Source organism: Bradyrhizobium cosmicum (genome assembly GCF_032290525.1).
Classification (GTDB): Bacteria; Pseudomonadota; Alphaproteobacteria; order Rhizobiales; family Xanthobacteraceae; genus Bradyrhizobium; species Bradyrhizobium cosmicum_A.
The window spans coordinates 161042-185981 of sequence record NZ_JASXTA010000011.1; the positions used below are offsets into that span (position 1 = coordinate 161042).

20 protein-coding genes and 1 pseudogene are annotated in these 24940 nt (G+C 61.3%); 4 read left to right on the forward strand and 17 right to left on the reverse strand.

Going from position 1 to position 24940, the window contains the following annotated elements; all coding sequences use genetic code 11:
* Window positions 1-1661: 1661 nt before the first annotated feature.
* Window positions 1662-3353, reverse strand: coding sequence for a recombinase family protein (locus tag QSV46_RS20900; RefSeq protein ID WP_314955673.1), 1692 nt, complete (start codon window positions 3351-3353; stop codon window positions 1662-1664).
* A gap of 115 nt (window positions 3354-3468) precedes the next feature.
* Between QSV46_RS20900 and QSV46_RS20905 the strand changes: the two genes are divergently transcribed.
* The 3 genes and pseudogenes from QSV46_RS20905 to QSV46_RS20915 all read left to right on the forward strand — a co-directional run bounded on the left by QSV46_RS20905 (window position 3469) and on the right by QSV46_RS20915 (window position 6086).
* Window positions 3469-3825, forward strand: a complete 357-nt coding sequence (locus tag QSV46_RS20905) for a hypothetical protein (RefSeq protein WP_314955675.1) — start codon at window positions 3469-3471, stop codon at window positions 3823-3825.
* A gap of 822 nt (window positions 3826-4647) precedes the next feature.
* Window positions 4648-5772: pseudogene (locus QSV46_RS20910) on the forward strand (FAD-binding oxidoreductase); the annotation flags it as partial.
* 107 nt (window positions 5773-5879) lie between these two features.
* Window positions 5880-6086 carry an FAD-binding oxidoreductase gene (locus tag QSV46_RS20915; RefSeq protein ID WP_314955914.1) on the forward strand — a complete coding sequence of 69 codons (207 nt, stop codon included), beginning with the start codon at window positions 5880-5882 and terminating at the stop codon, window positions 6084-6086.
* A 321-nt stretch (window positions 6087-6407) separates the two neighbouring features.
* Here QSV46_RS20915 and QSV46_RS20920 read toward each other — a convergent pair whose 3' ends face one another.
* The 5 genes from QSV46_RS20920 to QSV46_RS20940 form a co-directional block, all read right to left on the reverse strand.
* Window positions 6408-7730, reverse strand: a complete 1323-nt coding sequence (locus QSV46_RS20920) for an FAD-binding oxidoreductase (RefSeq protein WP_314955678.1) — start codon at window positions 7728-7730, stop codon at window positions 6408-6410.
* Window positions 7731-8079: 349 nt separating this feature from the next.
* A complete protein-coding gene (locus QSV46_RS20925; RefSeq protein ID WP_314955681.1) occupies window positions 8080-8451 on the reverse strand; it encodes a cupin domain-containing protein in 372 nt (123 codons plus the stop codon).
* 125 nt (window positions 8452-8576) lie between these two features.
* On the reverse strand, window positions 8577-9611 hold the full coding sequence (locus QSV46_RS20930; RefSeq protein ID WP_314955684.1) for a cupin domain-containing protein: 1035 nt from the start codon (window positions 9609-9611) through the stop codon (window positions 8577-8579).
* Entirely contained in the window at window positions 9611-10615 is a 1005-nt protein-coding gene (gene pdxA / locus QSV46_RS20935) for a 4-hydroxythreonine-4-phosphate dehydrogenase PdxA (protein ID WP_314955687.1), read from the reverse strand. The genes QSV46_RS20930 and pdxA overlap by 1 nt, the downstream gene beginning before the upstream one ends.
* Entirely contained in the window at window positions 10612-11679 is a 1068-nt protein-coding gene (locus QSV46_RS20940) for a four-carbon acid sugar kinase family protein (RefSeq protein ID WP_314955689.1), read from the reverse strand. Before QSV46_RS20940 ends, pdxA begins: the two co-directional genes overlap by 4 nt.
* A gap of 98 nt (window positions 11680-11777) precedes the next feature.
* On the opposite strand from QSV46_RS20940, the gene QSV46_RS20945 reads away from it, so the two are divergent.
* Window positions 11778-12626: a LysR family transcriptional regulator gene (locus tag QSV46_RS20945; protein ID WP_314955691.1), complete on the forward strand. Its 849-nt coding sequence runs from the start codon at window positions 11778-11780 to the stop codon at window positions 12624-12626.
* 84 nt (window positions 12627-12710) lie between these two features.
* On the opposite strand, the gene QSV46_RS20950 is transcribed toward QSV46_RS20945, so the two are convergent.
* The 11 genes from QSV46_RS20950 to QSV46_RS21000 all read right to left on the reverse strand — a co-directional run bounded on the left by QSV46_RS20950 (window position 12711) and on the right by QSV46_RS21000 (window position 24874).
* Complete coding sequence (locus QSV46_RS20950) at window positions 12711-14168, reverse strand: aldehyde dehydrogenase family protein (RefSeq protein ID WP_314955693.1); 1458 nt, start codon at window positions 14166-14168, stop codon at window positions 12711-12713.
* The gene (locus tag QSV46_RS20955) at window positions 14165-14305 is read right to left on the reverse strand and encodes a hypothetical protein (protein ID WP_409997189.1); all 141 of its coding nucleotides are present in this window, start codon (window positions 14303-14305) and stop codon (window positions 14165-14167) included. The genes QSV46_RS20950 and QSV46_RS20955 overlap by 4 nt, the downstream gene beginning before the upstream one ends.
* 80 nt (window positions 14306-14385) lie before the next feature.
* A complete protein-coding gene (locus tag QSV46_RS20960) occupies window positions 14386-15570 on the reverse strand; it encodes an alanine racemase (RefSeq protein WP_314955695.1) in 1185 nt (394 codons plus the stop codon).
* 11 nt (window positions 15571-15581) lie between these two features.
* On the reverse strand, window positions 15582-16454 hold the full coding sequence (locus QSV46_RS20965; protein ID WP_314955697.1) for a GNAT family N-acetyltransferase: 873 nt from the start codon (window positions 16452-16454) through the stop codon (window positions 15582-15584).
* 300 nt (window positions 16455-16754) lie between these two features.
* On the reverse strand, window positions 16755-17798 hold the full coding sequence (gene tdh / locus QSV46_RS20970) for an L-threonine 3-dehydrogenase (protein ID WP_314955699.1): 1044 nt from the start codon (window positions 17796-17798) through the stop codon (window positions 16755-16757).
* 16 nt (window positions 17799-17814) lie between these two features.
* Window positions 17815-19017 (reverse strand): glycine C-acetyltransferase, encoded by a 1203-nt coding sequence (locus tag QSV46_RS20975; RefSeq protein ID WP_314955702.1) that lies wholly within the window; start codon window positions 19015-19017, stop codon window positions 17815-17817.
* A 34-nt stretch (window positions 19018-19051) separates the two neighbouring features.
* The gene (locus tag QSV46_RS20980) at window positions 19052-19996 is read right to left on the reverse strand and encodes a homoserine kinase (protein WP_314955704.1); all 945 of its coding nucleotides are present in this window, start codon (window positions 19994-19996) and stop codon (window positions 19052-19054) included.
* Window positions 19997-20029: 33 nt separating this feature from the next.
* Window positions 20030-21457, reverse strand: a complete 1428-nt coding sequence (gene thrC, locus QSV46_RS20985) for a threonine synthase (protein WP_314955707.1) — start codon at window positions 21455-21457, stop codon at window positions 20030-20032.
* 87 nt (window positions 21458-21544) lie between these two features.
* Entirely contained in the window at window positions 21545-22855 is a 1311-nt protein-coding gene (locus tag QSV46_RS20990) for an FAD-binding oxidoreductase (RefSeq protein ID WP_314955709.1), read from the reverse strand.
* A 153-nt stretch (window positions 22856-23008) separates the two neighbouring features.
* Window positions 23009-23887: an ABC transporter permease gene (locus QSV46_RS20995; RefSeq protein ID WP_314955711.1), complete on the reverse strand. Its 879-nt coding sequence runs from the start codon at window positions 23885-23887 to the stop codon at window positions 23009-23011.
* Between the two features lie 36 nt (window positions 23888-23923).
* Window positions 23924-24874 (reverse strand): ABC transporter permease, encoded by a 951-nt coding sequence (locus QSV46_RS21000; RefSeq protein WP_314955714.1) that lies wholly within the window; start codon window positions 24872-24874, stop codon window positions 23924-23926.
* Window positions 24875-24940: the final 66 nt, after the last annotated feature.

Sequence of the window (24940 nt, forward strand, 5' to 3'; positions counted from 1 at the left end):
ATTGATTGTCACTGCCGGGACCATCATCCCGCACGTCAACTCCATCGGCAGAGATTCCAGCGCGGCTTGAAGCTGATCAAGTAGAGCAGCGCGCCAGCAAATCGGGAGCCCGAAGATGTCGAAGCCGAAACAGATCTGTCGGCGCAACGCACTCACTTTCCTCGGATACGCAGCCGTGTTTGGGCGCGTCGCCTCGCCCGCAATTCTGGCGGTGTCACAGGCGGAAGCTCAGACCACCACGCCTGCGGCCGCGCCCTCGGCAACGGCCGCGGAGCTGCCGAAGTCGGGCACGGAGCGCCGTCAGGACCGTCGAAGCGGACGAGCAGAGCGGCGCCAGGAACGCCGTACCGGACGGACAGAGCGGCGTCAGGACTGTCGTACAGGACGCGACGACAGACGGGACGTTCGCGACGGCGCGCCAGCCGCCACGACCACCACAGAGCAGAAAAAGTAGACGGCTCAATCGGACGAAGTTGGCAACCCGGCGCCGCCTCAGCGCAGGCCCGGTAACGCCGGTCGGCAGGCCATCCGAAACCACGCCCGACCATCCACTGGCCGCCGGGTGTGAAACTAGGGCCTAATAGCGACGGAAATTTCCGCTCTGCCCCGGCGCTGCGGCTACTCCTATAAGCCCAACATTAGCCGAGGCCTTTTAGTTTTCTCCACCGCCCGAAATCACTGGACGAGAGCACCACACGGCTCTGCCGTACGCCCGGCCCGCCATTTCGCCGCAACTTTCCCAGCCCTGTCGACGGAGCCGGAAACTTACGCGCGAGACGAAGCTGACACCGCTGCTCGTCGGCACGAAATTCGGTTCACGGAAGGGCAATCCGCCCTGCCACGCCTCTCGCACCCGATGCTGCCGCAGGGGTGGCAGGTGTTTTGCCCGACAGGCAAAGCGGGTTCATTGCGACTGATGATGGGCCTATCGATAAATGCCAAGCCATAGTCTGCAAGACACCCTGCAGCAAAGTCGGCAGTGACAAATAACGCGAGGTCGGCGATGCACTCTCGCGCGCTACCTGGATCGCGCGCAAGCTGAACCTTTTCCTTAAACTTTCGTGTGTGTTTGATGGGGCGAACTCGTCCGTTCACGCAGACGCGCGCTACCATTGAGCGTGAGGGGTCGCAGAAGATCGGAAGAAGGAGCGCAATATCGTAGAATTTGGTAGCGGGAGACCGCTACCGCTTTTGCCCACACGGCGCAAATCTGCGATATTTCCTCCGATCCTCCGCCTAAGCGCTAGGTTTGTGGGCCCTCGCATACGAGGGAAGCTACGGGCCCCGGCATAAGAGCCCTATCGATTAGCCGCACCGACGAATGCTGCATGATCGCCAATGGCTGTATGGCGACAATGCCGCTGGTGCTTGGCCTACAGGAGCTGTTCCGAGGGGCTGAAGCTGATGACCTTGCCGGCACTTCTGGTCGGGGGCAGTTGCGCCCAACGGGGTTGATAACGGGCGCGAGAGTTCCAGCACCATCAAAAAAACTTCTGAAAACACGAAATTTTGCTTGCTCCGTCGGGCAAAACAGTGGCTCATAAGGCGCTGGTCCTAGCAGACGAAGGAGCCAGCCCTGATGGCACATGACGTCGACACTTCCTCGGAACTGTCCAAAATTGCCAAGCTGAATGGTGATTTCCGGAGGAATTACGGCACGCTCATCGGAGCGATTTTGTATCTCCGCACAGTGGGCGCCGCCCGCCGAAGCCCTTGGCTTTGGGCCAGTTTGGTTTCGATCGCTTGTTCAGCGGCGCTGAGCTACTTGGGGCGGCATGGTTGGATTTTGCCAGCGTTGCCGTGATTGCTCCAAACAACGCACCCTTTTCCGCGTAAAGCACGCCTCGATGTCGACGAAGGGAATCGGATGAGAGCCAGAGGTAGCGTCCTGCCCTCAACGGGGAAGGCAACAGCACGTAGTCCTCGATCTCCCGATTCGCTCCATCCAACCGCATCACGACAAGTAGGCCCGATGAGATCTGCCTTCGGTAGGCTTTCCATTGCGCAGCGTGGTCCTTTCCGCGATGCGCCAGTCGTCGCGCGACGAGAAACGAAATCACGCGCGCGCCTCCGATATCAAGCCCTATGCCGTCCGCAACAAGATCAGCCTGGAGCCCAAGGTCGGTTCGCAGCGCCTCCGCGAGTTCGGTGGCATGCCTCGATTGTTCGGCGGCCCAATAATCCCGGGTATCGATCCAGTCGCAGTCGCGCGGCGACACATATCCGATCAGCGCATAGGCCTTCCGCAGCGAACCGAAGTGCATCACGTACGAGGAGACGTGATTGAGACCCAGGGTCGTATTGATGATGTGCGAGTTGAGTTTACCGCGCCGGCGGAGCGTGAGACGAAGGCGCAACAGCATCTCTTCTTCCGGAATCTCCACGCGGCGCTCCGCCAGCAGCTTCTGGGCGCGAGCGAAGATGCTTTGGTCCACGATAGGTTCGATCCCCGCAGCGCCCCGGACCCAAGCGTTATCCGGGTTCTTGACCAGCTTCTGCCCCAAGCGTCTTGAGGCGCGATTATAGACGGTCTTGCCGATGTAGTTCTCGTTCCCGAGAATGGTGGGTATCATGCCGTCGGTCCAGGGCCGACCGTTGTGATTGGCGATGCCCGCGTCGTTCAATTGGCCACTGATGTCGCTGTAGGATTTCCGGCAGTTGACGAACTGATCGAAGATTTCCCGGATCACGGCGGCCTCTTCGGCCGAGCCGTGCTGCAGTCGAACGCGATCGGATTGAAGAGCCTTGAATTGCCCCTTTTCGAGAAGGGCCTTGGGATGCTCGCTTTCGTCTACCATCAAGCGTCGGAGGCCGTAGCCGACGGGAGCGCCAACGCGATATCCAAGGCTCGCGACCCGGCAGTGTCCGGCGTGCACCTTGACGGAGAGCTCTCGGCTCCACTCGGCGGCCATGCCGCGCTTTAGACTCTTCGCGATCCCGGAAACAAAGGTGCCGTCGTTCTTGAAGATCTCCGCGCAGTATTCGACCTGGACGCCGCTCCGCTTACACAGGAATTCGTAATAGGCACTCTCGTCGACATCTTGGAACCGCCCCCAGCGACTGACGTCGTAGACGAGGATGTGGTCGAAGTCGGCTCGGCCCGATTGAACATCTTCGATCAGTTCGATGAGACCAGGACGTCCCTTGATCCGGAGGCCGCTGCGGCCCTCGTCGCGATAGGTGCTCACAATCGTGAGCGTGTTCGCCTCGGCATAGGCTGCAATGGCCGCCATCTGGTTCTGGATCGAGTAGCGCTGCAGCTCCCTCGACATCCGAACGTACTGCGCAGCGCGGCGCGCTCGGGTCCGCCTCGCCAAGCTTGTCCCTTGGGGAACAACGAGCCAGTTACCCATGCACCCCTCCTGACTTCAGAGGTATTGTGGAAATACACCTTCCGTGCTCGGCATAGCAATGCTGAACAGCTTGCAGAGCACTGGGGCGCGCCTCACGCCGGCGCCGGAAGTTGGCTTGTGCACAGCGTCGCGGAACACGGGGACAAACCTCAGCCCTGCCGATTGGGCGCTCGACGCCAGCAGGCGCGTTCCGATCGCAGGCCCGCGGATTCTGCTCGCAGGAGGCGAGGGCGAGCGCATTTTCTCCGCAAGCGATGCGACAGTGAAGCTCGCCTGCCAGGTCGCGCGCCTTGTCGACTGGTCGGCGACGCTGGAGTCCTTGGCAGAATTGGGGATCACCAGAGTGCTGGACCTCGGTCCGGGACATGCGCTGGCCGAATTGATGCGGTCGTTCCGTCCCGACATCCGCTGCTGCGCGGCCGATGGATTTCATACATTGGACGGGCTCCGAAACTGGCTCGCCTCTCCATAGCCAAGGTGCCAACCCCGTGCCTCAGCCAAGCTGATCTATGCCGCTCCAATAGCACGTGCGCAAAAAGGGTAGGATCGCTCAACCACCGATATCGATATTCGGTTTAATTTGCGATCTGACTGACGCCCTTGCGTCCCGAACGCAGTGCACATCTTCTAAGTAATTGATCTTTCTTGGTGTGGCAGGCGTTTCCATCCCGCTTTGTTCACGGTTGTTTCACCCAATTCGTTGCGATTTCGTTGCGGCGGCAGCGAGGGAGAACGGCGCTCGGCGCGTCATTGCGATCTTGGACTTGCGGCGGAGCAGCCGAGGCCTGCGAGCATAAGCGTATTAGACTATGCGGGTGATCTGTCGGGGTTCGAGTCACTAGACCGCTACATGGCTAGGCCCACTACTGTGGAGGCGCTGTTCTCTTACCGGAGGGCAGCTTAACTCCCGGCCTCGCACCTTGATAGCCCGCCAGAAGCCGCCGTTCTCGCGCGGTCCACGCACGTCCGTGCGTCCACGTGAAATTCACGATTCCGACGGAGCCGCAGCCGGTCGCTCTCGTCGAACGACAGGTTGAGTAGGTGGCGACGCGGTCGAACTGGCGCGCTTTTTCGAAATACTGGCCTCCGATAGATTGTCTGCCGAGTCATCGATTGCCTCCTCCGAAATCCGAAAGGACTCGCGATGAAGGTGTTCAATACGAGGCTGCACCGGCGCAAACTGCCGAACATCGTGGCATTTCGGCATTGGTGTCTTCGGAACCGCGACCGAACGGCAAACAATGCCGCACAAACACGCGAAAATGATCCGATGACGCCCATTGGAATCTGAAGCATGTCTCAGTCGGTACACGTTCACGCCTTTCGCGATCTTCTGGACGATAGGGGCGTCGTTGACGATCCAGGGCGGATCGCGGCCTACACAACGGATCAGCGCCAGCTCTTCACGGGCTCGACGTTTGCCGTGCTGAAGCCGGCGACGACAAAGCAGGTCGCCGACATTGTACGGCTGGCGGCGCACCACGGTATCGGAATTGTTCCACAAGGCGGCAACACCAGCTATTGCGGCGGCGCGACGCCGGATGCCTCCGGGCGTCAGATTGTCGTGAGCTTCGAGCGGATGGACCGGATTCGCGAAATCGATCCCGTCTCCATGAGCATCTCAGTCGATGCCGGCGTCATCCTGAAGAACATACAGGACGCCGCGGCGGCTGCCGGACTTCTGTTGCCGCTCAGTCTCGGCGCGGAAGGCAGTTGCAGGATCGGCGGCAACATCGGCACGAACGCGGGCGGGCTGTCGGTCGTCAGGTACGGGATGACGCGCGATCTGCTGCTCGGAATCGAGGCGGTGCTGGCGGACGGGACGGTGGTGTCCGACATGCGCAAGCTGCGGAAGAACAATACCGGCTATGACGTCAAACAGTGCTTCGTCGGAAGTGAGGGGACTCTCGGCATCGTCACCGGCGCAGTGTTGCGTCTCGCGCCTCTGCCGACCTGCCGCGCGACTGCCTGGCTGAAGCTCGCGAGCGGCGCGCCGCTCGCCGAACTTCTCGCCTTGGTTCGTCGCGAATCCGCAGACCTGCTGACCACGTTCGAATTCATGGCGGCCCGATCGATCGCGCTCGCGAGGCAAGCCATGACCGACCCGCTCGCCCTTCCAGCGGGTCCAGCAGGCGCCGTCCTCGTCGAGTTCACCTCTTCCTCACGCCATCTCGATCTCGACGAACTGATGGAAGCCGTTCTGGCTGAGGCGATCGAGTCCGGATGGATCGAGGACGCATTGCTGGCGCAGAGCGGATCGCAGCGGACCGCGATGTGGCGGCTCCGCGAGACCATCCCCGAGGGCGAGAAGTGCCGGAACGGATCGGTCAAGCACGACATCTCGGTACCGCTTTCCTCCATTCAGCGCTTCCTCGATCTGGCCGGCTCGCGGGTGCGATCGTATGACGCCGACCTTGAGCTGTCCGTCTACGGCCATGTCGGCGACGGCAATCTGCACTACAACGTGCTCGTTCCTCCGATGTCGACCGGCTGGAGTTCACCAGACGGATCGAAAGCAGCCTGTCGCTGCAACTCTACGACACGGCCGCGGCGCTCGGCGGCACGTTCAGCGCGGAGCACGGCGTCGGTCGTTTCAAAAAGCACCTTCTGGAGCGATACGGCGATGTTGGGCGTATCGCGGCGATGCGCCGGATCAAGACCGCCTTTGATCCGGCTGATATCATGAACGCCGGCGCAATCGTTCGTCCGCTGGGCGAGACGTCTGCCTCTTGAATCATCGGCGGCGCGCTGGCGATCTTTCGTCGCGGCCCGAACGGTGCGTCGTCGGCTGGGGCACCTCGATTGCCCAAATCGCCTTGTCCATAAAGAAAGAGCCACCCCGAAGGAGTGGCTCAAGTTGGGGAGGAATTCCTGATGCCGGCGCGTGAGCAGCTCGAGGTTTTCTTCGTAGAACCTGACGAACTCGATCAACTCCTACCGTTTTGCGTTCCTGAGCCGGCGGACTTGACGGCGCGGAAACATGGGTCCCACTCACTCGTCTGCCGATACCTTGGCTTCGCTCGGTACGCGTCAACCCGACTTCCAGCTCGATCTTCAGATGGCGGAGATGTCCAGCTTCGAGCCGTCGGTCAGACGCGACAGCCGGAACGGTGCGGGATCGACGCAAGGCGTGTCGTTGACGACAAGCTGTGCGGCCAGATAGCCGAGCCCCGGGCCCAAACCGAAGCCGTGACCCGAGCAGCCCGCCGCGAGGACGAGGCCTTCCACCCTGTCCACCTTCGACACGACAGGCACTGCATCCGGCGTGCAATCGACGAAGCCGCCCCAAGCGCTACCGATCTTTATTTCGCCGAGTTGGGGGAAGGTTTTCCGGACACTCTCCACCACTTGGCTCACCAGCCATTTCAAGGGCGGAGGATCCAGCACGCGATTCTGTTCGAATATCCGATCGTCGTTGGTCAGCAGCGCCGCCATCGAATCCGGCCCCGAAACGAACGATTGGCCGACGCCAAGCCTGACGTTCTTCAGGCGACGCAAGAACTGCGGCATGAATTCCCGGCTGTACCGGATCGCCTGGGGCGTGATTTCGAGGTTCGCCTTGCCGCTGATCGCAAGCGTGTAGCTGCCGTCCAGTCGGCGAGTGATCGTGCAGTAGGGTGTCGAGACCGCCTCGCCGATATTGATTGTGGGGGTGGAACGCAGCGCGGTCTGCCGGATGCTCGCTTGGGGAAACCTGATCCCGAGCGGCCGAAGGAAGCGCGAGGACCAGGCGCCGGCGGCGCAAAGCACCGCGCTGGTTCTGATGTAGCCCTTCTCCGTGTGCACGCCTGCAATCTTGCCATTGGCCAAGTCGAGCGCCCGCGCGGCGCATCCCTGGTGGATCGTGGCGCCCAGAGTTCTGGCCCCCTCTGCGATAGCCGGCGCGGCGAGCGCAGGTTCGGCCTTGCCGTCCCGGTCCGAATAGGTCCCGCCGACCCATTTGTCGCGTGCTTCGGGGACGCGCTCGGCCACCTCCGCCCGGCTCAGCATGCGGGTGTCGACGTCGTACTCCCTGGCGACCTCGCGCCACTTTTCCCAGCCCGCGAGCACAGCCTCGTCGTGGGTCGCATAGACGAGTCCGCAGCGTCGAAATCCGAGGTCCCGATTGATATCGCGCGTGAGCTCGTCCCACAGCCGCATGGAGATCACCGAGAGCGGCAGTTCGCGCCGGTCGCGGTTCTGCTGGCGGCACCAACCCCAGTTTCGGCTTGATTGTTCACAGGCGACGTGGCCCTTCTCGAGGAGCGCCACAGAGAGCCCGCTCTTCGCCAGGTAATACGCGGCCGTAGAGCCGAGGATGCCGCCGCCGACTATGACGACGTCGGCCTCGGCCGGGAGACGCTCATCGCTGTGAATGCGCTCGACGTGGGGCGACATGTTCCGACGAACCTCGGCTGCCAAGAATGCGGAAGCAAAGTTCCGATCAGCCCTTCATCGCATCGTGCGCTCGATACAATGTGCTGAAATCACCTAGAACTTCGCAAGATGTTCGGGTTTTTGAGCGCTTGAGCGATACGAGCTGCTCAAGCGCGATCGCCCCAGTTCGACGCAAGGGCGGCGCGACCTGCTTGTCCACGGAGACTGGACCGCTTTTCGATGCCCCAGCAAAATGGACCCAGACCGTCGCGATTGGGTCGGCGACACCGGGACGAGTGATGTCCTGAATCACGAGCGTCGAGAAGGCACCAGCGCTGCGGCAAAGCCCAGTTTGTCCCGGCGCCCGAAGTCAGTTTAGGGGAGCCGGCGTGCTAACGACGACGTAGATCTTCCGCACCGTCTCGATCGTCTTCCAGACACCGACATAGCCAGGTTTCATCACAAAGCTGTCGCCGGCGCGAAAAATGCGAGGCTCCTTGCCTTCCTCGGTCAGCTCCACCACGCCGGAAAGGATGTGGCAGTACTCGAAGGTCTCGCCCTTGATCGAGCGGTTCTCGCCAAGCGTGGCTTCCCAGACTCCGGTCTTCACCGAGTCGGCGCGGGAGGAGTCCTGCTCCCAGGTCTTGTAGGACGGATCGCCGGAAACCAGGCGGCCCGGCAGGGTCTTGGAGTGCTTTGGTTCGCCGGTGGGGGCGAGGTCAAGCTTGATGAGAAGAGACATGGCGACAGCCTTTCTTTCGTGGGGAGGTGGACGGTGATGAGCACTCGCGCCTGAGGTCATCGAGGCCCGACCGGCGAAGGCCGGTCGACGGCGTCAAGTGTTTGTTCCGATTGCAGGCAGACGGTCTAGCCTTCGAAGTCGTGAGCGATGCCGGCATCCATGGATGTGCCGGGTTCGAGCAGCACGACCTCGCAGATGTCGTCCAGCGCGACAGGGCAATGCTCTACCCCCTGCGGGACCACGATGAACTCGCCTTGCTCGATGATCTCGTCCCGATCACGGAACTTCATCAGCAGGCGGCCCTTGTGCACCAGGAAGAGTTCGTCACCGCTCCTGTGAAAGCGCCAGGCGAACTCGCCCGCGAACTTGGCGAGCTTGATCTGCATGTCGTTAATCTGACCCGCGATCTTAGGAGACCAGGTCTCCTTGAGCTGCCCGAACGAGCTGGCCAGGTTCTTCTTGTGGAGCGGTGAGAGATGCCGGTTCAGAGCGGCCACGTCACGAATGATGGCCCCAAGCTGGCGAGCGACGTCCTTGTCGTCGGCCGGATACTTGCCGTCCAACGCGGCCGTGCCGATGGTGAAGCCGGCGGCTCCTGCGTCCTTCAGGATGGCGATCCGCTCAGGCGTATCAATCGAGCCGGCCACATAGACGGGCTTGGGCACCGCCGCGCACACCGCCTTGATGAGGGCTGGGACGTCCTCCTTGGAGCGATAGGCGAGCAGGTCGAGGCCATACACGCCCTCCCGCACGGCGAGCGCCTTGGCGCTCCCAACGATCTCCTCGATGCTCCCTTCGAGCACGCTCGGGTGACCGCTGATGCGACCCGGGAAGGGGCAGTATTGAATGCCGGTGCCGGCAAGGATCGGCAGCACGTCGTCAACACGTGTGCCGCCGAGCAAGACGTCGACGCCGATTTCAACCGCCGCTTTCGCTGAAACGATCTCGCTTTGCCGGTCGAGTGAGACGACTTCGAGATAGGAGGTGGCGCCGTCTGCCTTGATGACCTGGTTGAGAACTTTGAGTCGATCAATCGGCAGGCCGATGTCCTTGAAACCGATGTGGCGAACGCCAAGCCTCAGGGCCGTATTGAGTTGTTCAGAGGCGTCCCCGACGGTGCGATCGTTGCGCGTCAGCATGAAGATGAAGCGAAGGCCCATTAGACTATCCCTTCTTTGGTCTTGATTTGTGCGGCGACGAGCCTTCGCGCGTAAGCCAGCGCGGTCTCGAGACTGCCGGTGTCGGCGATGCCTCGGCCTGCAATGTCGAATGCCGTGCCGTGATCAGGGCTTGTGCGGACGAACGGCAGGCCGAGCGTGATGTTCACACCCTTTTCGAGGCCGAGATATTTCACCGGGATCAGGCCCTGATCGTGATATTGGGCCACGACCACATCGAAGCGGCCCTTGCGGGCCTGCATGTAAACAGTGTCCCCGGGCCAGGGGCCACTGGCGTCGATGCCCTCGGCGCGGGCCGCTTCGATCGCAGGCCGGATGATCTGGATTTCTTCGTCGCCGAAGAGACCACCTTCGCCGGCATGGGGGTTGAGCCCTGCGACCGCAATGCGCGGCGCCGCGATCCCGAGGGCCTTGCCGCCCTCATTTGCGAGCCGGATCGCTGACATCTGGGCATCGAAATCCGCTTGGTCGATGGCCTTGCGCAGCGACGTGTGGATGGTGACGAGAACCGTGCGGATATCATCGTTGGCCAGCATCATCGCAACGCGCTTCGCACCACCATAGTCGGCGAGGATTTCGGTGTGCCCGGGATAGCGAATGCCCGCGCTTGCCATCGCTTCCTTGTTGATCGGTGCGGTGACGATGCCGCTGACCTTGCCGGCCTTGGCTGACGCGACGGCGGCGACGATGGCATCGAAGGAAGCTTGGCCGGAAATGGCGCTGACGCTCCCGAGCCGGGGCGACGCAATGATTTGCGTCGCCTCGACGACCTCGATGGACCGCGGCTCAGAGCGCGCCTCTTCAGGTCCGGCGATACGCCTGACCGTCAGCTCGAGACCCAGACGATGGACGATATTCTCCATCACGACGTAGCTGCCGAATACGACCGTGCCTTCGCCGGCTTTGGCCAATGTCTTCGCCACGATCTCCGGTCCGATGCCGGACGCATCGCCCATTGTGATGGCGAGGGGAGCGGATTGGGTCATGATACAACCAGTTCTGATACCGAGGTGCCAAGGCGGAGCCGCGTGATCGCACGACGCAGCGTATCGTCGTCGCCAAAGCCGCCTGCCTTCATGGCGATCAGTAGCTCTCGTCCATCTCCGAGGGACGTGCAGCCAAGCGGAAACCCTGGCTCGAGCTCTTGCAGGATCTCGAACTCGTAAATGCCCAGACCATCCAGGATCGCCTCCATGGTGTCCCCGCCTGTGGCGATCACCACATCGAAACGCTCGTCGGCCACCCGTCGAGCCGCATTTTGAGCAATGTCGCGCAGGACGGATCCGGGATCATTCATCCGTTCGATCGGAGCCCGCAGCAGAGCGATTCCAGGCTCCATTGCGATGCAGTCGGCCTGACGATGGCTGCGCGGATTGGCGCTGCCGATAGCAACAAGAATGTCGCCACAAGCCGCGACGGTCACGTCCGACGCAACCGCAAGCGGCGCAAGACGCTTCGCCAGAGCAAGGGCCATGCCCGGAGAGCCCACCCATAGGATCGACTCCGGATCCGGCAGGGCCGCAACTTGTTTGTCGATATCGGCCTGTGTCGCAGCATCAAGGATGACGACGCTTCCGATGGAGGCCGGAACGAGCTCAGCCAGCCGAGAATGTCGCGCCGGATGGACGGGGTCGCGACCGTATTCGGTCTCCGCTACAGGAATGCCGTCCACAAGCTGAACGCCGTTGACGGTTGTACGCCCAGCGCCAGGGAACGCAGGTGCAAAGACCAGCATCTTGCGGCCGCTTACGGTGAAGGCCGCTTCCATCTCGGCCGTCACATGCCCGCGAAGAGTCGAGTCGACGGTCTTGTAGAGGACAACCCGCGAAGCGAGCTGCTCGGCAAGTTCTGACTGCCGCCGCGCCGCTTGCGAAGCTGGCACCGATCTAGATCCCCTATCAACGGCGACGATCGTTGCCTCTTGGTGCGGTAGGCGGCGTCGGCCGACAACGGCTCGCAGACCCCGCTCGACAAACGGAGCGGCCCCATCGGCGGCGCTGGTCAGGTCGTCGGCTAGAATACCGATCGTGTATTCGCCATTGGTTCGCATGGATCAATTATGCCAGGCAAATTCGCCATGAAAAGTGATAGTTTTTGCGCTGCATCGGTGATATAAACTCACCAATGAGGCGAGCAGAAATACCTTCATTGGACGACTTGCGTGCGTTCGAGACCACTGCGCGGCTGGGGTCGGTTCGGCTTGCCGCGAGCAGCCTTGCCTTGACCCATGGGGCTGTGAGCCGCCGTATCACCAAAGTGTCGGAAGACCTTGGCTTCAAACTCTTCGAAAAAAGCGGACGTGGCTTGCGCCTCACGGCTTCTGGAGAAGTGCTCAACCTCACACTCGGCCGTTTCTTCACCGAGCTGGCGACAACCGTTGAGAGCTTGCGTGCTGCCAACGCACAGCAGAATTCCCTCGTTCTCTCATGCGAGCCTTCAGTCGCTATGCGCTGGCTTATTCCACGGCTTGCAAACTTTCAGGCCGTCCATCCCGACATCGCTCTACATCTCTCAGTCGCCGGCGGCCCCGTCGAGTTTCGCCGCGATCGGATCGACCTTGCTATACGTCGGCTCGACTTTGCGCTCCCAGAGGCGTGGCACGTCCGGCGCCTTTTTCCTGAAAGGGTAGGACCGGTCATGAGCCCTCAGCTCGCGCCGGTGTTTGCCTCAGGAAACTACATCGCCCTAGGTTCGAAGACTCGGGCGGACGCTTGGTCGCGGTGGCTTTCCACCCACCCGTCGGTGCGGCGCCCCACGGAGATACGCTTCTACGATCACCACTTCCTCATCGTTGAAGCAGCATTGGCCGGATTGGGCGTTGCCCTCAGCCCGCGGGTCCTTGCAACGGACGACGTAGATAGAGGGCGGCTCATCGCACCTGCCGGTTTCGATCCTGACGAAAGCCATTATGGCCTTATCTGGGCGGGAGAAACTGAACTGTCTGGGAAAGCGAACTATCTTGCTTTATGGCTGCAGGAGCAGTGCAATCTGATCTAATGATTCAACTTCGCTCCTCGAGGGTTCGGCGCTACCTTGCATGCAGCATCTTAGTTTTGAACGGCTCGCCCTAGAGGTAGCGTTTCATCGATAAAATCCGAGAACGGCCTTGGTCTCGAGATATTCTTCCATGCCTTCCCGGCCGTATTCCCTGCCGTTCCCTGAACGCTTGTATCCGCCAAAAGGTGCGTTCGGGTCCCAGTCGGGATAGTTGAGATGGACCTGACCGGACTGGATCTGCCCAGCTACTTTCCGCGCGGTGTCCATATCAGTGCCCTGCACATGCGCGCCAAGGCCGTAGACCGTGTCGTTGGCGATCTCGATCGCCCCGTCGACCGAATCGTATGGAATGATCGACAACACCGGGCCGAAGATCTCCTCCTGAGCTATCCTCATGTCGCGACGGACGTTAGAGAAGATCGTCGGCCGCGCATAGAAGCCGAACTGAAGATTGCCGGGCCGCCCCGTCCCGCCAATGACAAGCTTGGCGCCTTCCTCCAGGCCGACGTCGATCATGGTCTGGACACGCTCGAACTGCGGCCGGTTGGCGATCGGACCATGGGTCGTGCTTTCCGCAAGCGGATCGCCGACTACTATTTCGGAAGCAGCCGCCGCAGCGAGAGCCTCGACCTCCGCCATCTGCGAGCGGGACACAAGCATGCGCGTCGGCGCGCTGCAGGATTGGCCGAGATTGCGGAAAGCGGCGCCGACGCCGAGTGAAACGGCCCGGCTCAGCTCGGCATCCGGCAGAATGATATTCGGCGACTTGCCACCGAGTTCCTGGGCGACGCGCTTGACGGTGGGCGCAGCCGCCTGCGCAACGAGAACTCCGGCACGGGTCGAGCCCGTGATCGAGACCATGTCGACCTGCGGATGCGACGCCAGACCGGTCCCCACGACCGGGCCGGTCCCGTTGACGAGGTTGAATACGCCGGGCGGACAACCGGCATCGTCCATCACCTCAGCGAACAGCAAGGCGCTCAGGGGCGACAATTCGCTTGGCTTCAACACCACCGTGCAGCCCGCCGCGAGCGCCGGACCGACCTTGGCTGTGATCTGGTAGAGAGGCCAATTCCAAGGGGTGATGAGACCACAGACGCCGATTGCCTCGCGCATGAGGGCGGTGCTGCCGCAGCGGGTGAGGAAAGAATAGGTCGCGAGATTGTCACGTGCGACGCGGATATGTTCGGCGGCCAGCGGCACCTGGGCGCGTCGCGCATAGGTGATCGCGGCCCCCATCTCGCTCGTGACTGCCTGCGCGAACCATTCTAGCCGCTTGAGGATCAAGCCATGGATCCTGTCGAGCAGCGCTGCACGCTCGGCAGCCGGCTTGCAGGACCAGCCCGCGAAGGCTCGTCTGGCCGCGGCGACGGCGTATCCTGCGTCCTCGTCATTTCCGAGCGCGACTTCGGCGATTGGCTGCTCGGTCGCCGGATTGACGACGATCGCCGTGATCGATCTGGTCGGCTTGCGCCATCCTCCGTCGATGTACAATTTGCCGAGGAAGCCGGCTTCCGTCAGGTGTCGAACGGCCGAGGTCATTGAAAGCGATCCTTGATCCGGTAATAGGCGCCGATCAGCGGAAGGAACCAGGGAGGACCGAGATGGCCCGGAATGGCGGGCCAGGCGAAGTCCTTCCAGGGATTGAGTTCGGTGCGCCCGTCCATCACTTCCGCCATGATCGTCCCCATCCGTGGCCGCTGTAGCCCATGGAATAGCGCTGGACATGCGCAAATCGCCGCCCGATTCTGTTTCAGGTCTACCAGCCGCGCATTCGCGGCCACTGAGCTTTGATTGCGTCACTTCCCTCCGAGACGACATTGTACAGTTCGTGGTGTGATGCCATCGCGCAGGCATGATTGGGCAGAATCCTGACCTTCGCGCCAATCGGGATATGCGGGAGGGCTGCAGCCGATCCGGACCTGATGGCGAGGATGCCGTGCTCCTGGCTCGCCTGCGCGACGATCAGGTTCGGATAGAGTTGGCCGGACAGATCGCAGACGAGACCGTAACCTTGATCAACCCGCTGCGCCGCGGTGCCGCGATCGCGTGACAGGGCCATCCAGCCCGCATCGACCAAAATCCATCCCTTCTCCGGCTTCGTGCCGATCACGGTGGCGAGAACCGAGATCGCGATGTCTTCGGTCGTGCAGACACCGACGCCGTGCATCATCAGATCGAAGAACATGTAGACGCCGGCCCGCATCTCCGTAACGCCGGTCAGGTCTTCGGCGAAATGGGCGGTCGGCGTCGAACCGACGCTCACGACCGGGCATTCATGCCCCGCCGTCCGCAATGTCTCCGCGGCCGCCACGGCCACGGCCCGTTCGTTCTCTGCGGCCGCGACGAGGGCATCGGACGTGCAAAGGCTGTAGGATTCGCCGGCATGGGTGAGAATGCCGACGAGCGTGACGCCGGCCTCGGCCAGGGCTGCCGCGACGGCGATGAGCTTGGGATCAGTGGCGGTCAGCCCGCCGCGATGACCGTCGCAGTCGATCTCGATGAAGGCGGAGGGCGCCACGGCAGCGGCGCGGCCAGCCTCACCCAACATCGCCGCCTGTTCGGGCGAATCGAGCAGCATCTTGAGGTCGATGCCGGCTTTACGGAGACGCATCGCCCTCTCAGCGGTGTGCGGTGCCACACCCACGGCATAAGTCATGTCGCGGAAACCGTACTGAGCGAAGTACTCCGCCTCGGCCAAGGTGGAAACGGTGATCGGCCCCAACCCGGACGGGTAGGCACGCCGCGCGACGTCAATGGATTTCGCGGTCTTCATATGGGGACGCAGCGCAACCCCCCTCGCGCCCATGCGAGAGGACAGACGGGCGAGGTTGCGATCCAGTCGATGTTTGTCGAGCAGGAGGGCCGGCGTTGCCAACGTGCCAACCGTTGCGGCGGTCTCGCTGTTCTGGATATCCGTTCCGCGCACATCCGAGCGTTGCATCTCAAGGTCTCCTAGCCGAACGACTGGTTGGCGACCGCGAACCTGCGCGCTGGCCCGTTCGATGGCGTCTGCGCCCCCAGGACCATGGTGGTGGCGTCGCTGACCTGCTGCAGCCCGATGCTTTCGAGCCAGTCCCCGAGCTGCGAGGAGGCAGAGGTGTCGATCCGGACGAAGACACTCCCGAGGGGCGCGAGCGCGGCCTCGATCAATGCGCGCGCATCGGTCGGGCTCTCGGCGACCACAGGGCCGATGACATGCCCGCGGCCGAAGAGACGGGAAATGGAGTAGCCGCGGGGCACGCCGTCACGCAAGAGGACGTAGCCGTCGCCGAGCTCGATCAGCCGGTTCAGCATCTCGCGCCTCAGCCAGCCGGTGGCCTCGTGATCGAGACCGACTATGGCCTCAAAGTCCGACGGAACCATCGCTCGGACGTTTCCGACAGGCGGCATGTCGCGGCCCTGGCGAGGAACGCCATGATGCTGGTGCAGCATGCCGATGCTGGCGAAGCCGCGGCGTGCGTAAAGTGCAAGGCCTTCGGCCGTCGAATTCAGCGTGACGATTCGTGGTCGTGCCGCCGCGAGCAGCGCGTCCATCAGCCGGGCCCCGTAACCCCGTCCCTGAACGGCTTTCGAGACGATGATCATTCCGGCGGAAGCATGGGTGTCGCCGTAAGGCCAACACAGCGCGGTCCCCACCACAGCACCCGCACTCGTCACCACGAAACCGCGGCCAAGCTGCAGCGCAAATTCCCAATCCTTGAGCAGATACGGCCACGACATTTCCAGCGAGAGCTTCAGCGCACCTTTCAGATGCGCTCTCGCGAAAGGGATCAGGGCCACGTCTTCGTTCGCGCGATCTCCGGCCTGGGTAGCTGCGGTTGCCATGATGCGTCGACGTCTCTTGCTTGGGTTTCCGGACTAATCGTCAGTGCCTGACACGGCGAGGTTCGTCTGACGATGTTCACACGAATTGCAGCGTATCTTGGCTCCGACAGCATTACGCGATCAGACTGACGCAAAGTTCGGCAGGGTATTGCATTGATGGTACGGTAGAAGGGACGATGTGCTGTCAGCGTCTCGCGACGCCGCAGCGCGATCCGGTCCGGCATCCGATGGCCCTGAATGACGGCGGGCATGGACCACGGATCGCTTCGATAGAGCGGAATGGAGGCCGGCGGACGGAAGTCACAGCGGTGCCCGCCCCGCTCTCCAGTCCAGGACAATCTTGCCACAATTGCCGATCCGCATGGCCTCAAATCCGGTCTTGAACTCTGCGACCGGCAGACGGTGCGTTATGATTTTCCGGATGTCGAGACCGCTCTCGAGCATTGCAAGCATCTTGTGCCAGGTCTCGAACATCTCCCGACCGCAGACGCCCTTAACCGTGAGCATCTTGAACACGACCTTGGTCCAATCGACCGTGGCCGGCCGTGCGGGGATACCAAGCATCGCTATCTTGCCACCCATCACGAGGTTTTCCACCAGTTGGTCGAATGCCGCGGGAGCGCCACTCATCTCCAGCCCGACGTCGAACCCTTCCTTCATTCGTAGACGCTGCGTCACAGATCGAAGATCCTGCTTGGACACGTCGACCGGAACAACGTCGGCGACATCGGACGCCAAGGCCAAGCGGTAAGGGTTAACATCAGTGATCACGACGTGCCGCGCACCGACATGCCGGGCAACTGCTGCGCTCATGATGCCAATAGGGCCTGCTCCGGTGATGAGCACATCCTCGCCCACGAGGTCGAACGACAACGCGGTGTGGACGGCGTTGCCTAGTGGATCAAGGATGGCCCCGATCTCGTCGTCAATCGCATCAGGTAGCGGCACGACATTGAAGGCCGGCAAACGCAGATATTCGGCAAATGCCCCCGGCATGTTGACACCGATCCCCTTGGTTTCAGGATCCAAGTGAAACCGGCCTCCACGCGCGGCCCGACTGCTCGTGCCAACAACATGGCCTTCGCCCGAAACACGCTGTCCAATCACGAAGCTCTTGACGTTCGCGCCGACCTCCGCGATTTCGCCTGCATACTCGTGACCGACGACCATCGGGACAGGCACGGTACGCTGCGCCCAATCGTCCCAAGCGTAGATGTGAATATCCGTGCCGCAGATCCCGGTCTTGTTGACCTTTATGAGAACGTCATCCGGCCCGATCTGCGGGATTACGCGTTCGCCCAGCCAGAGGCCGGGTTCGGATGCTGCTTTGATGATAGCTTTCATGAGAACACCCTAACTCTCAAATCACGCCAAGCGCTTTGCCGGCGTCCGCGAACGCGTCGATGGCCAATTCAACGTCTTTCTTCGTCAGAGCGGCGGACATCTGTGTCCTGATCCGCGCCCTTCCTTTCGGCACTACGGGATAGAAGAAAGGGGCGACGTAGATGCCGCGTTCATCGAGCGCGGCCGCCATGTCCTGCGCCAGCCGCGCCTCATGCAGCATAACCGGAATGATTGGCGTCTCTCCCGCGAGCAGTTCGAATCCCGCCTTTTCCAGCCCGGAACGAAAGCGCCGAGCATGCGCAGCAAGGAGCTGCCGCCGGTCGTCGGCCGTTTCTGCGATCGCGATAGCCTTGATCGAACCCGCTGCCACGGCGGGGGCGAGACTGTTGGAGAAGAGATAGGGACGCGCTCGCTGTCGAAGCAGATCGATAATGGATTGCGGCGCCGCAACAAAACCGCCCATCGCTCCGCCCAAGCCCTTGCCGAATGTTCCTGTGACAATTTCGACCTTCCCGCTGGTGCCTGTCAGCGTGGGAGTGCCGCGTCCGGCTTCGCCCAGGTGGCCGGTCGCATGGCAGTCGTCGACCATGACGACGGCGCCGTATCTCTCGGCCAGGTTGCAGATGGCGGCGAGGTTGGCGACATACCCATCCATGGAGAACACGCCGTCCGTGGCGATCAATTTGAAACGGGCCCCCTCCCCATCCGCTTCCTTGAGCCTATCCTCGAGTTCGTTCATGTCGCCGTTGGTGAACCGGTAGCGCCTTGCCTTGCAAAGACGCACACCATCGATGATGGAGGCGTGATTGAGGGAATCGGAAATGATGGCGTCATCGGCGTCCAGGAGCGGTTCGAATACGCCGCCGTTGGCGTCGAAGCAGGCCGCGAACAGGATTGCGTCGTTCTTGCCCAAGTAACCAGCGATGGTTCGCTCGAGTTCACGGTGGAGGGCTTGCGTACCGCAGATGAATCGCACTGACGCCATCCCAAAGCCGAACTCATCCAGGCCTCGCTTGGCGGCAGTGATCACTTCCGGATGATCGGCCAAGCCGAGGTAGTTGTTAGCGCAAAGATTGATAAATTCGCGCTCCGAGGCTCGGGAAAAGACACGGATCCTGCCGGCCTGGGCGCTATTGATGACTCGCTCGCGCTTATACAGACCCTCCGCCTCGATCTGCGAAAGAAGCCCGCGTGCCCGCTGCTCTAGGGTCGGCGCCATAATACCCTCATCTTCGCTACCGCAATCTGGATGTTCATGATGACCCGATCTCTCCCCGAAGCACACGCAACATGCGCTCGAAGTGGCTGGGATCGTGGGGTTTGAGGAGCGCAGCTTGGCGAGGCAAATCCCAGAGGCGCGATAGCCAAAACCGAAATGCTCCTGCCCGCCGCATCGCAGGAAGCAGCACGTGTTCGGAGGGAATTAGCGCGCGGACGCTCTCATAAGCGCCCAGGAAAACGGCAGCTCGCGTGCCGTCTTGGCGGCCGGTTCGACTATCGACGCACCAGTCGTTGAGGCACACAGCAACGTCAAACAGAAAGGCGTCACATCCGGCGAAGTAGAAGTCGAAGACGCCTGACAGGAGACCTTTCTCAAACAACACGTTGTCGCGAAAGAGATCAGCGTGCACCGGCCCCCGGGGGAGTTGCCTGTAGGCCCAGGACAACGCGATTTGGTTCTGAAAGGCCAGTTCACTAGCGAGCAGCAAGCGCTGTCCATCAGATGCGCAGCGGCCGACCACCGGCACGACCTCGTTCCACCATTCGAGGCCCCGCGGATTGGCTTGTCGCCGTGGGTAATCGAGCCCCGTTAGGTGCAGCCGCGCCAGGAACTCTCCAAGAGAGCTACAATGTGCCGCCGTAGGTTCTGTCTCGCTTTTACCCGGAAGCCTGTTGACGACCACCGCGGGTCGCTCCTTCAGCGAGTGAAGGATTGCACCATCGGCGTTGGCAACCGGATCCGGAACGGGCATTCCCTGCGCCGCGAGATGCTTCATGAAGTGGAGGTAAAACGGCAGTTGCTCGAATGTGAGGCGCTCAAACAAGGTGAGCACATACTCTCCCCCGTCCGTATCTACGAAGTAGTTCGTGTTCTCAATTCCGGTGACGATACCACGAACGGAGCGAGGCTGGCTTAGCCCCAGCGTTAGAAAGAAGGCTGCGACCTCGTCGCATGACAACTCTGTAAATACAGCCACGGCTGAAACAGTCCTCGATCCGAAATCGGCCCTTCAGCAGGTTGCACCCTGCACGATGTCCGCAATGTAGTTCTTTACAGCTTGTGCATCCGGGGGAAGGACTTTGACTCGCCTCGGCAGCCCTTCTAGTCCATCGAACCGTTGCGGACGATCTGGCTGTCGGCCTAACGCTTCCTTGATCGTCGCAGCGAATTTGATTGGCTGTGCAGTTTCGAGCACAAGCATCGGCGTCTCGGGGCTCGCATGCATGCGCCCGACCGTCACACCATCCGCAGTGTGAGGATCGATCATTGTGTTGTAGCGGTCCCACGTGTCACGGATCGTCGCCAGTCGATCGACATGGGTGCTCCTGCCGCTGCGGAATCCAAAACGCGCCGCCGCCGTTACGAAGCTGGGATCACCGCTGAGGTCAAACGAACCGCATTCTCGAAGTTGATTCTCAAACAGCGATTTCGTCCGACTGGCGTTGCGACCGAGTAAATCGAAGATGAACCGCTCGAGATTTGATGCCTTGGAAATATCCATGGAAGGGCTCGATGTTTCAAGCGTGTCAGCTCGGCTTCTGACGCGATAAACGCCGCTGCGGAAAAACTCGTCGAGCACGTCGTTTTCGTTGGTCGCAAGGACAAGACGAGATATTGGAAGTCCCATCATGCGCGCAACATGGCCAGCGCAGATGTTTCCGAAGTTTCCTGAAGGCACGGAAAAGTCAACGCCTGCTGACCTCCCTTCGGAGACTTGAAAATAGCCGGAGAAGTAATAGACGACCTGCGCTACCAGCCTCGCCCAATTGATCGAATTCACTGCGCCGATCTTGCATCGTCGTTTGAATTCCAGATCGCTGGACACTCGTTTGACGATGTCTTGGCAGTCGTCGAACACGCCATCTATAGCTATGTTGTGGATGTTGTCGTCCTGCAGGCTGAACATCTGAGCTTGCTGGAAGGAGCTCATCCGCCCGAGGGGCGACATCATGAAGACCCGCACCCCTTTCTTCCCGCGCATTGCGTATTCTGCCGCGCTCCCGGTGTCGCCACTGGTCGCCCCAAGAATGTTCAATTCCTCATGCCGGCGCCCCAGTTCGTACTCGAGCAGATTGCCGAGCAACTGCATGGCGATGTCCTTGAACGCCAGCGTAGGACCGTTCGACAATTGCTGGACATAAAGCCCCGTCTCCAGCTTTCGAAGCGGAACGATGTTCGGGGTTCCAAAGATCTCGGGCGTGTAGGTCTTTTCGCAGATTGCCTTGAGGTCAGCGGGCGGAATATCGCTGACATAGAGCGACAGGACTTCGAAGGACAGGCTGGGGTAGGACAAGGCACGCCACGCGTCCAGCGTAGCCTCATTCACACGCGGGTAGGTCTCAGGAACGTACAGCCCGCCATCCTCAGCGAGGCCTTCAAGCAATGTCTCGCAGAACTGTCTGCCACCTGAATGTCCGCGCGTGGATACGTAGTGCATCGATGCTCTTCTTTCGAGAGGCGGCAGTGCCGCCAGGTCCATGACCTGAGTTGTACCTTTGAGAATGCCCGATGGAGCTTCCAGCCGTCAGCGGCGGTCGCGCCACAGCGCGAAACGATCCTGCATCCGATACCCCCAGATCATGGCCGGCATGAACCAGGGATCGCCACGATAGAGCGGGATGGAGTCCGGCGGACGGAAGTCAAAGGCGGTGCGCGCCCGTTCGTGATTTCCCATCAGCTTGTGGGCAGCGTGCATCCCGATCCAAGGCGCCCAGACGACGCCTGAACCGCAGAAGCCAGTGGCATAAACCACACCGTCCTCTTCGAAGATGCGCGGGAGCATGTCGCGATTCATCGCCACATTGCCGAACCAGCTGTGCGAAAGGCGAACATTCTCGAGTTCGGGGAAAAGGTTCACCAGCCCCTTGCGCAGCAGGAGCTTTGGAGCCACCGGCTTACCGACACGGGAGCTGTCGCGCCCCCCTAACAGGATACGTTTGCCGTCGGGCGATGGGCGGTAATAGAACCCGACCTGGCGGTTCTCGGTCATCATCATGCGTTTGGGCATCAGCCGCGCCATGACATCAGGTGCGAGCTCCTCGGTTGCAATGATCCGGCTGCGAACCGGGACCAGCCTACGGCGCAGGAAGGGAACGGCGCTATCGGTATAGCCATTCGTGCAAACCAGCACCTGACGCGCCTGCACCGAACCGGCCGAGGTCACGATGCGGAATCCGGAGCCGTCCCTCTCAATTGAGATAATGGGCGTGTCCGCATGAACCGCGACGCCCGAAGCGAGCGCCACGCGAAGCAGTTCAGCGTGAAATTTCGCCGGTTGTAGTCCACCGATATCCATCCGGAATGTTCCACCCCGGTAGACATCGGTGCCGATGTAACTGCGCTGCTCGGCATAGGGTACGGCGTGAGACTCGATCCGCAGCCTCTTCGCTAATACTTCCGCGCTACGCGCCATCGTGTCGTACTGCTCATATCCGAACGCGCCCTTGAACTGCCCGACCAGCTGGAAATCACAGGCGAGCCCTTCAGTCTTGATGAAATCATAAAGGAATTCGCGGGCGATCTTGCCTTCCGCCTCAATTGCCAACGCCTTGTCTTCGCCGAAGCGTCGGGAGATCGCCGCGTAATCCGGCCGTATGCTCGCGCTGGTTATTCCACCGTTGCGCGTCGAGGCTCCCTCGCCCGGAGTCATCGCGTCAAAGGCCGCAACCGAGCGTCCCTCGCGCGCCAGCACCAGCCCGGCCGAAAGAGAGGCATAGCCAGCGCCCACGATCAGCACGTCAAGTTTCTTGGGAAGGGTCTGTTGAGGCAGCGACCTAAGTGGTGCGGCCTCCCACCAATAGGGCGTGTCCTTCTCTGCGGCTCTGGGCTCGTGCATATAGCTGACTTCTCGTGTGTTAAAGGTGTCCTGGGATTACTGACGAGACGGATTGTGATCAGCCAACGCGATGCTTGCGACGTCTACGCTATCAAGAGGTTCTGCTGGATAGCCTTCAACGCTGTCCGCTGCCTGCCACCTGCGCTCAAGCCGTCAAATGTGGTCATCTCTAACGTCAAGCGCATCGCGCAGCCCGTCGCCGATGAAGTTGAAGCTGGTCACTGCGATCGTAATCGCAGCGCCTGGAATGATGGCAAGCCAGGGAGCGCTGGCCAGATATTGCTGGGCGCCGTTCAGCAGATTGCCCCAGCTGGGCAGCGGTGGTTGGATGCCGTAACCGAGGAAACTGATATAGGCTTCCAGGAGAATCGCACGGGCGACGGTCAGGCTAGCGGCAACGATGATCGGACCCGTGGCGTTGGGCAGAATCTCACGGAACATGATATGCCTGCCGCTCAGACCGACCATGCGCGCAGCCTGGACAAACTCGCGCTCGCGCAACGAGCGGACCTCGGCCTCGACGATTCTGGCAACCTCCATCCAGCTCGTGACAGCGATGATAACAGTGATCATCATCGGGCTAGGCCGGAGCGTCGCGGCCAACGCCAGCACGAGGAAAATCGAGGGAAAGGAAAGAAAGCCATCCACCGTGCGCATCAGCGCCGCTCCCATCCAGCCGCCGCGATAGCCTGCGGTCACGCCGACAAGCGTTCCGATCAGTGTCGACAACAACATCGCGGAGAATCCCACCAGCAGTGAGACGCGCCCAGCCATCAACAGCCGTACAGCCAAGTCTCGCCCCAACGGGTCGGTGCCGAAATAATGATGACCGCTCAACGGAGGAGCAAAACGGGCGCGCATATCTATGTGGAGCGAGTCGTAAGGCAAGGCATAGGGGCCGAAGCCGCACGCCAACACGAGCAAGGCGATCATCGCGAATCCGAGCAGCGCCAGATGGTGGCGCATGAAGCGGCGCACCCCGCGGCTTTGCCACCAGCGAATTGGAGGGAGGTGGGCGGCGATGTCGGTCATAACTGGGACTCCTGTTAACGGCACGAACCTGCGTCTTCAGCTGAGACGAATGCGCGGATCGACGAGTGCGACAAGGATGTCTGCGACCAGATTGCCCAACACGACCAGGATGGCTGAGAATATCAACAGCCCCATGACCATCGGATAGTCACTGTAGCCGAGGCTGTCGAGGAACAGCCGCCCCATGCCCGGCCAGGTAAAGATGGTCTCAGTGACCAACGCGCCGGTCAGAATGCTGGGCAGTTGCACCCCAGCCAGGGTAATCATCGGCAAAAGTGCATTGCCGACGACATGCTTGAGCAGGATGCGGCGCTCACTTAGACCCTTGGCGCGAGCTGTCTTGACGAAATCCTGGCTCAGCGCATCGAGTGTCGCGGTGCGCATATATCGGCTCCAGACCGCGACATGGACCAGTGACAGCACCAAGCTTGGTAGGATCAGATGATGCAAGTAGTCCAGCACCGATCCGTCGCCGATCGTGTACATGTTGCCTGCAGGCACCCAACCGAGCTTCAGCGTGAAGATATAGATGCCGATGAGGCCGAACCAGAAGGTCGGGACTGACAGCGCGACCATGGCGCCGACCGTCGCGCAATAGTCGAAGAGCGAATAGCGGTGGGTGGCGCCGCGGATTCCAATCCAGGAACCAATGGCGATGGCGAGTGCCGTGGAGGTACCCATGAGCAACAACGTAGCGAAGAGATGGCGCCCAATCACCGCCAGCACCGGCGCGCTGTCGCGGAAAGAGTGTCCCCAGTCACCCCGAACCAGCCGCCAAGCCCAGTCAAAATACTGAATCCACAGCGGCCGGTTCAGCCCTAGCTGCTCTGCTAGTCGCTCAATGTCCTTCTGGGTCATGCCAGGATCGAGCCCGAACTGCGCGAGAGGACCGCCCGGCATGAAGTTCAGGACCGTGAAGCCGATGATCGAGACGATCACCAGCAGCACGATGCTCTGCGCAAAGCGATTAAGCAGGAACCCGGACATTCGAGTCTCCAGTTGAGCTTGATAGTGCTAGTTCAACGCCGTCCACTGGCCATGGAAGCCTCGTGC

Coding starts and splice junctions, on each gene's coding strand:
- QSV46_RS20900 (WP_314955673.1), bottom strand. CDS start 3,353: ATGGGTAACTGGCTCGTTGTTCCCCAAGGGACAAGCTTGGCGAGGCGG.
- QSV46_RS20920 (WP_314955678.1), bottom strand. CDS start 7,730: ATGTCGCCCCACGTCGAGCGCATTCACAGCGATGAGCGTCTCCCGGCC.
- QSV46_RS20925 (WP_314955681.1), bottom strand. CDS start 8,451: ATGTCTCTTCTCATCAAGCTTGACCTCGCCCCCACCGGCGAACCAAAG.
- QSV46_RS20930 (WP_314955684.1), bottom strand. CDS start 9,611: ATGGGCCTTCGCTTCATCTTCATGCTGACGCGCAACGATCGCACCGTC.
- pdxA (WP_314955687.1), bottom strand. CDS start 10,615: ATGACCCAATCCGCTCCCCTCGCCATCACAATGGGCGATGCGTCCGGC.
- QSV46_RS20940 (WP_314955689.1), bottom strand. CDS start 11,679: ATGCGAACCAATGGCGAATACACGATCGGTATTCTAGCCGACGACCTG.
- QSV46_RS20950 (WP_314955693.1), bottom strand. CDS start 14,168: ATGACCTCGGCCGTTCGACACCTGACGGAAGCCGGCTTCCTCGGCAAA.
- QSV46_RS20955 (WP_409997189.1), bottom strand. CDS start 14,305: ATGGCGGAAGTGATGGACGGGCGCACCGAACTCAATCCCTGGAAGGAC.
- QSV46_RS20960 (WP_314955695.1), bottom strand. CDS start 15,570: ATGCAACGCTCGGATGTGCGCGGAACGGATATCCAGAACAGCGAGACC.
- QSV46_RS20965 (WP_314955697.1), bottom strand. CDS start 16,454: ATGGCAACCGCAGCTACCCAGGCCGGAGATCGCGCGAACGAAGACGTG.
- tdh (WP_314955699.1), bottom strand. CDS start 17,798: ATGAAAGCTATCATCAAAGCAGCATCCGAACCCGGCCTCTGGCTGGGC.
- QSV46_RS20975 (WP_314955702.1), bottom strand. CDS start 19,017: ATGGCGCCGACCCTAGAGCAGCGGGCACGCGGGCTTCTTTCGCAGATC.
- thrC (WP_314955707.1), bottom strand. CDS start 21,457: ATGCACTACGTATCCACGCGCGGACATTCAGGTGGCAGACAGTTCTGC.
- QSV46_RS20990 (WP_314955709.1), bottom strand. CDS start 22,855: ATGCACGAGCCCAGAGCCGCAGAGAAGGACACGCCCTATTGGTGGGAG.
- QSV46_RS20995 (WP_314955711.1), bottom strand. CDS start 23,887: ATGACCGACATCGCCGCCCACCTCCCTCCAATTCGCTGGTGGCAAAGC.
- QSV46_RS21000 (WP_314955714.1), bottom strand. CDS start 24,874: ATGTCCGGGTTCCTGCTTAATCGCTTTGCGCAGAGCATCGTGCTGCTG.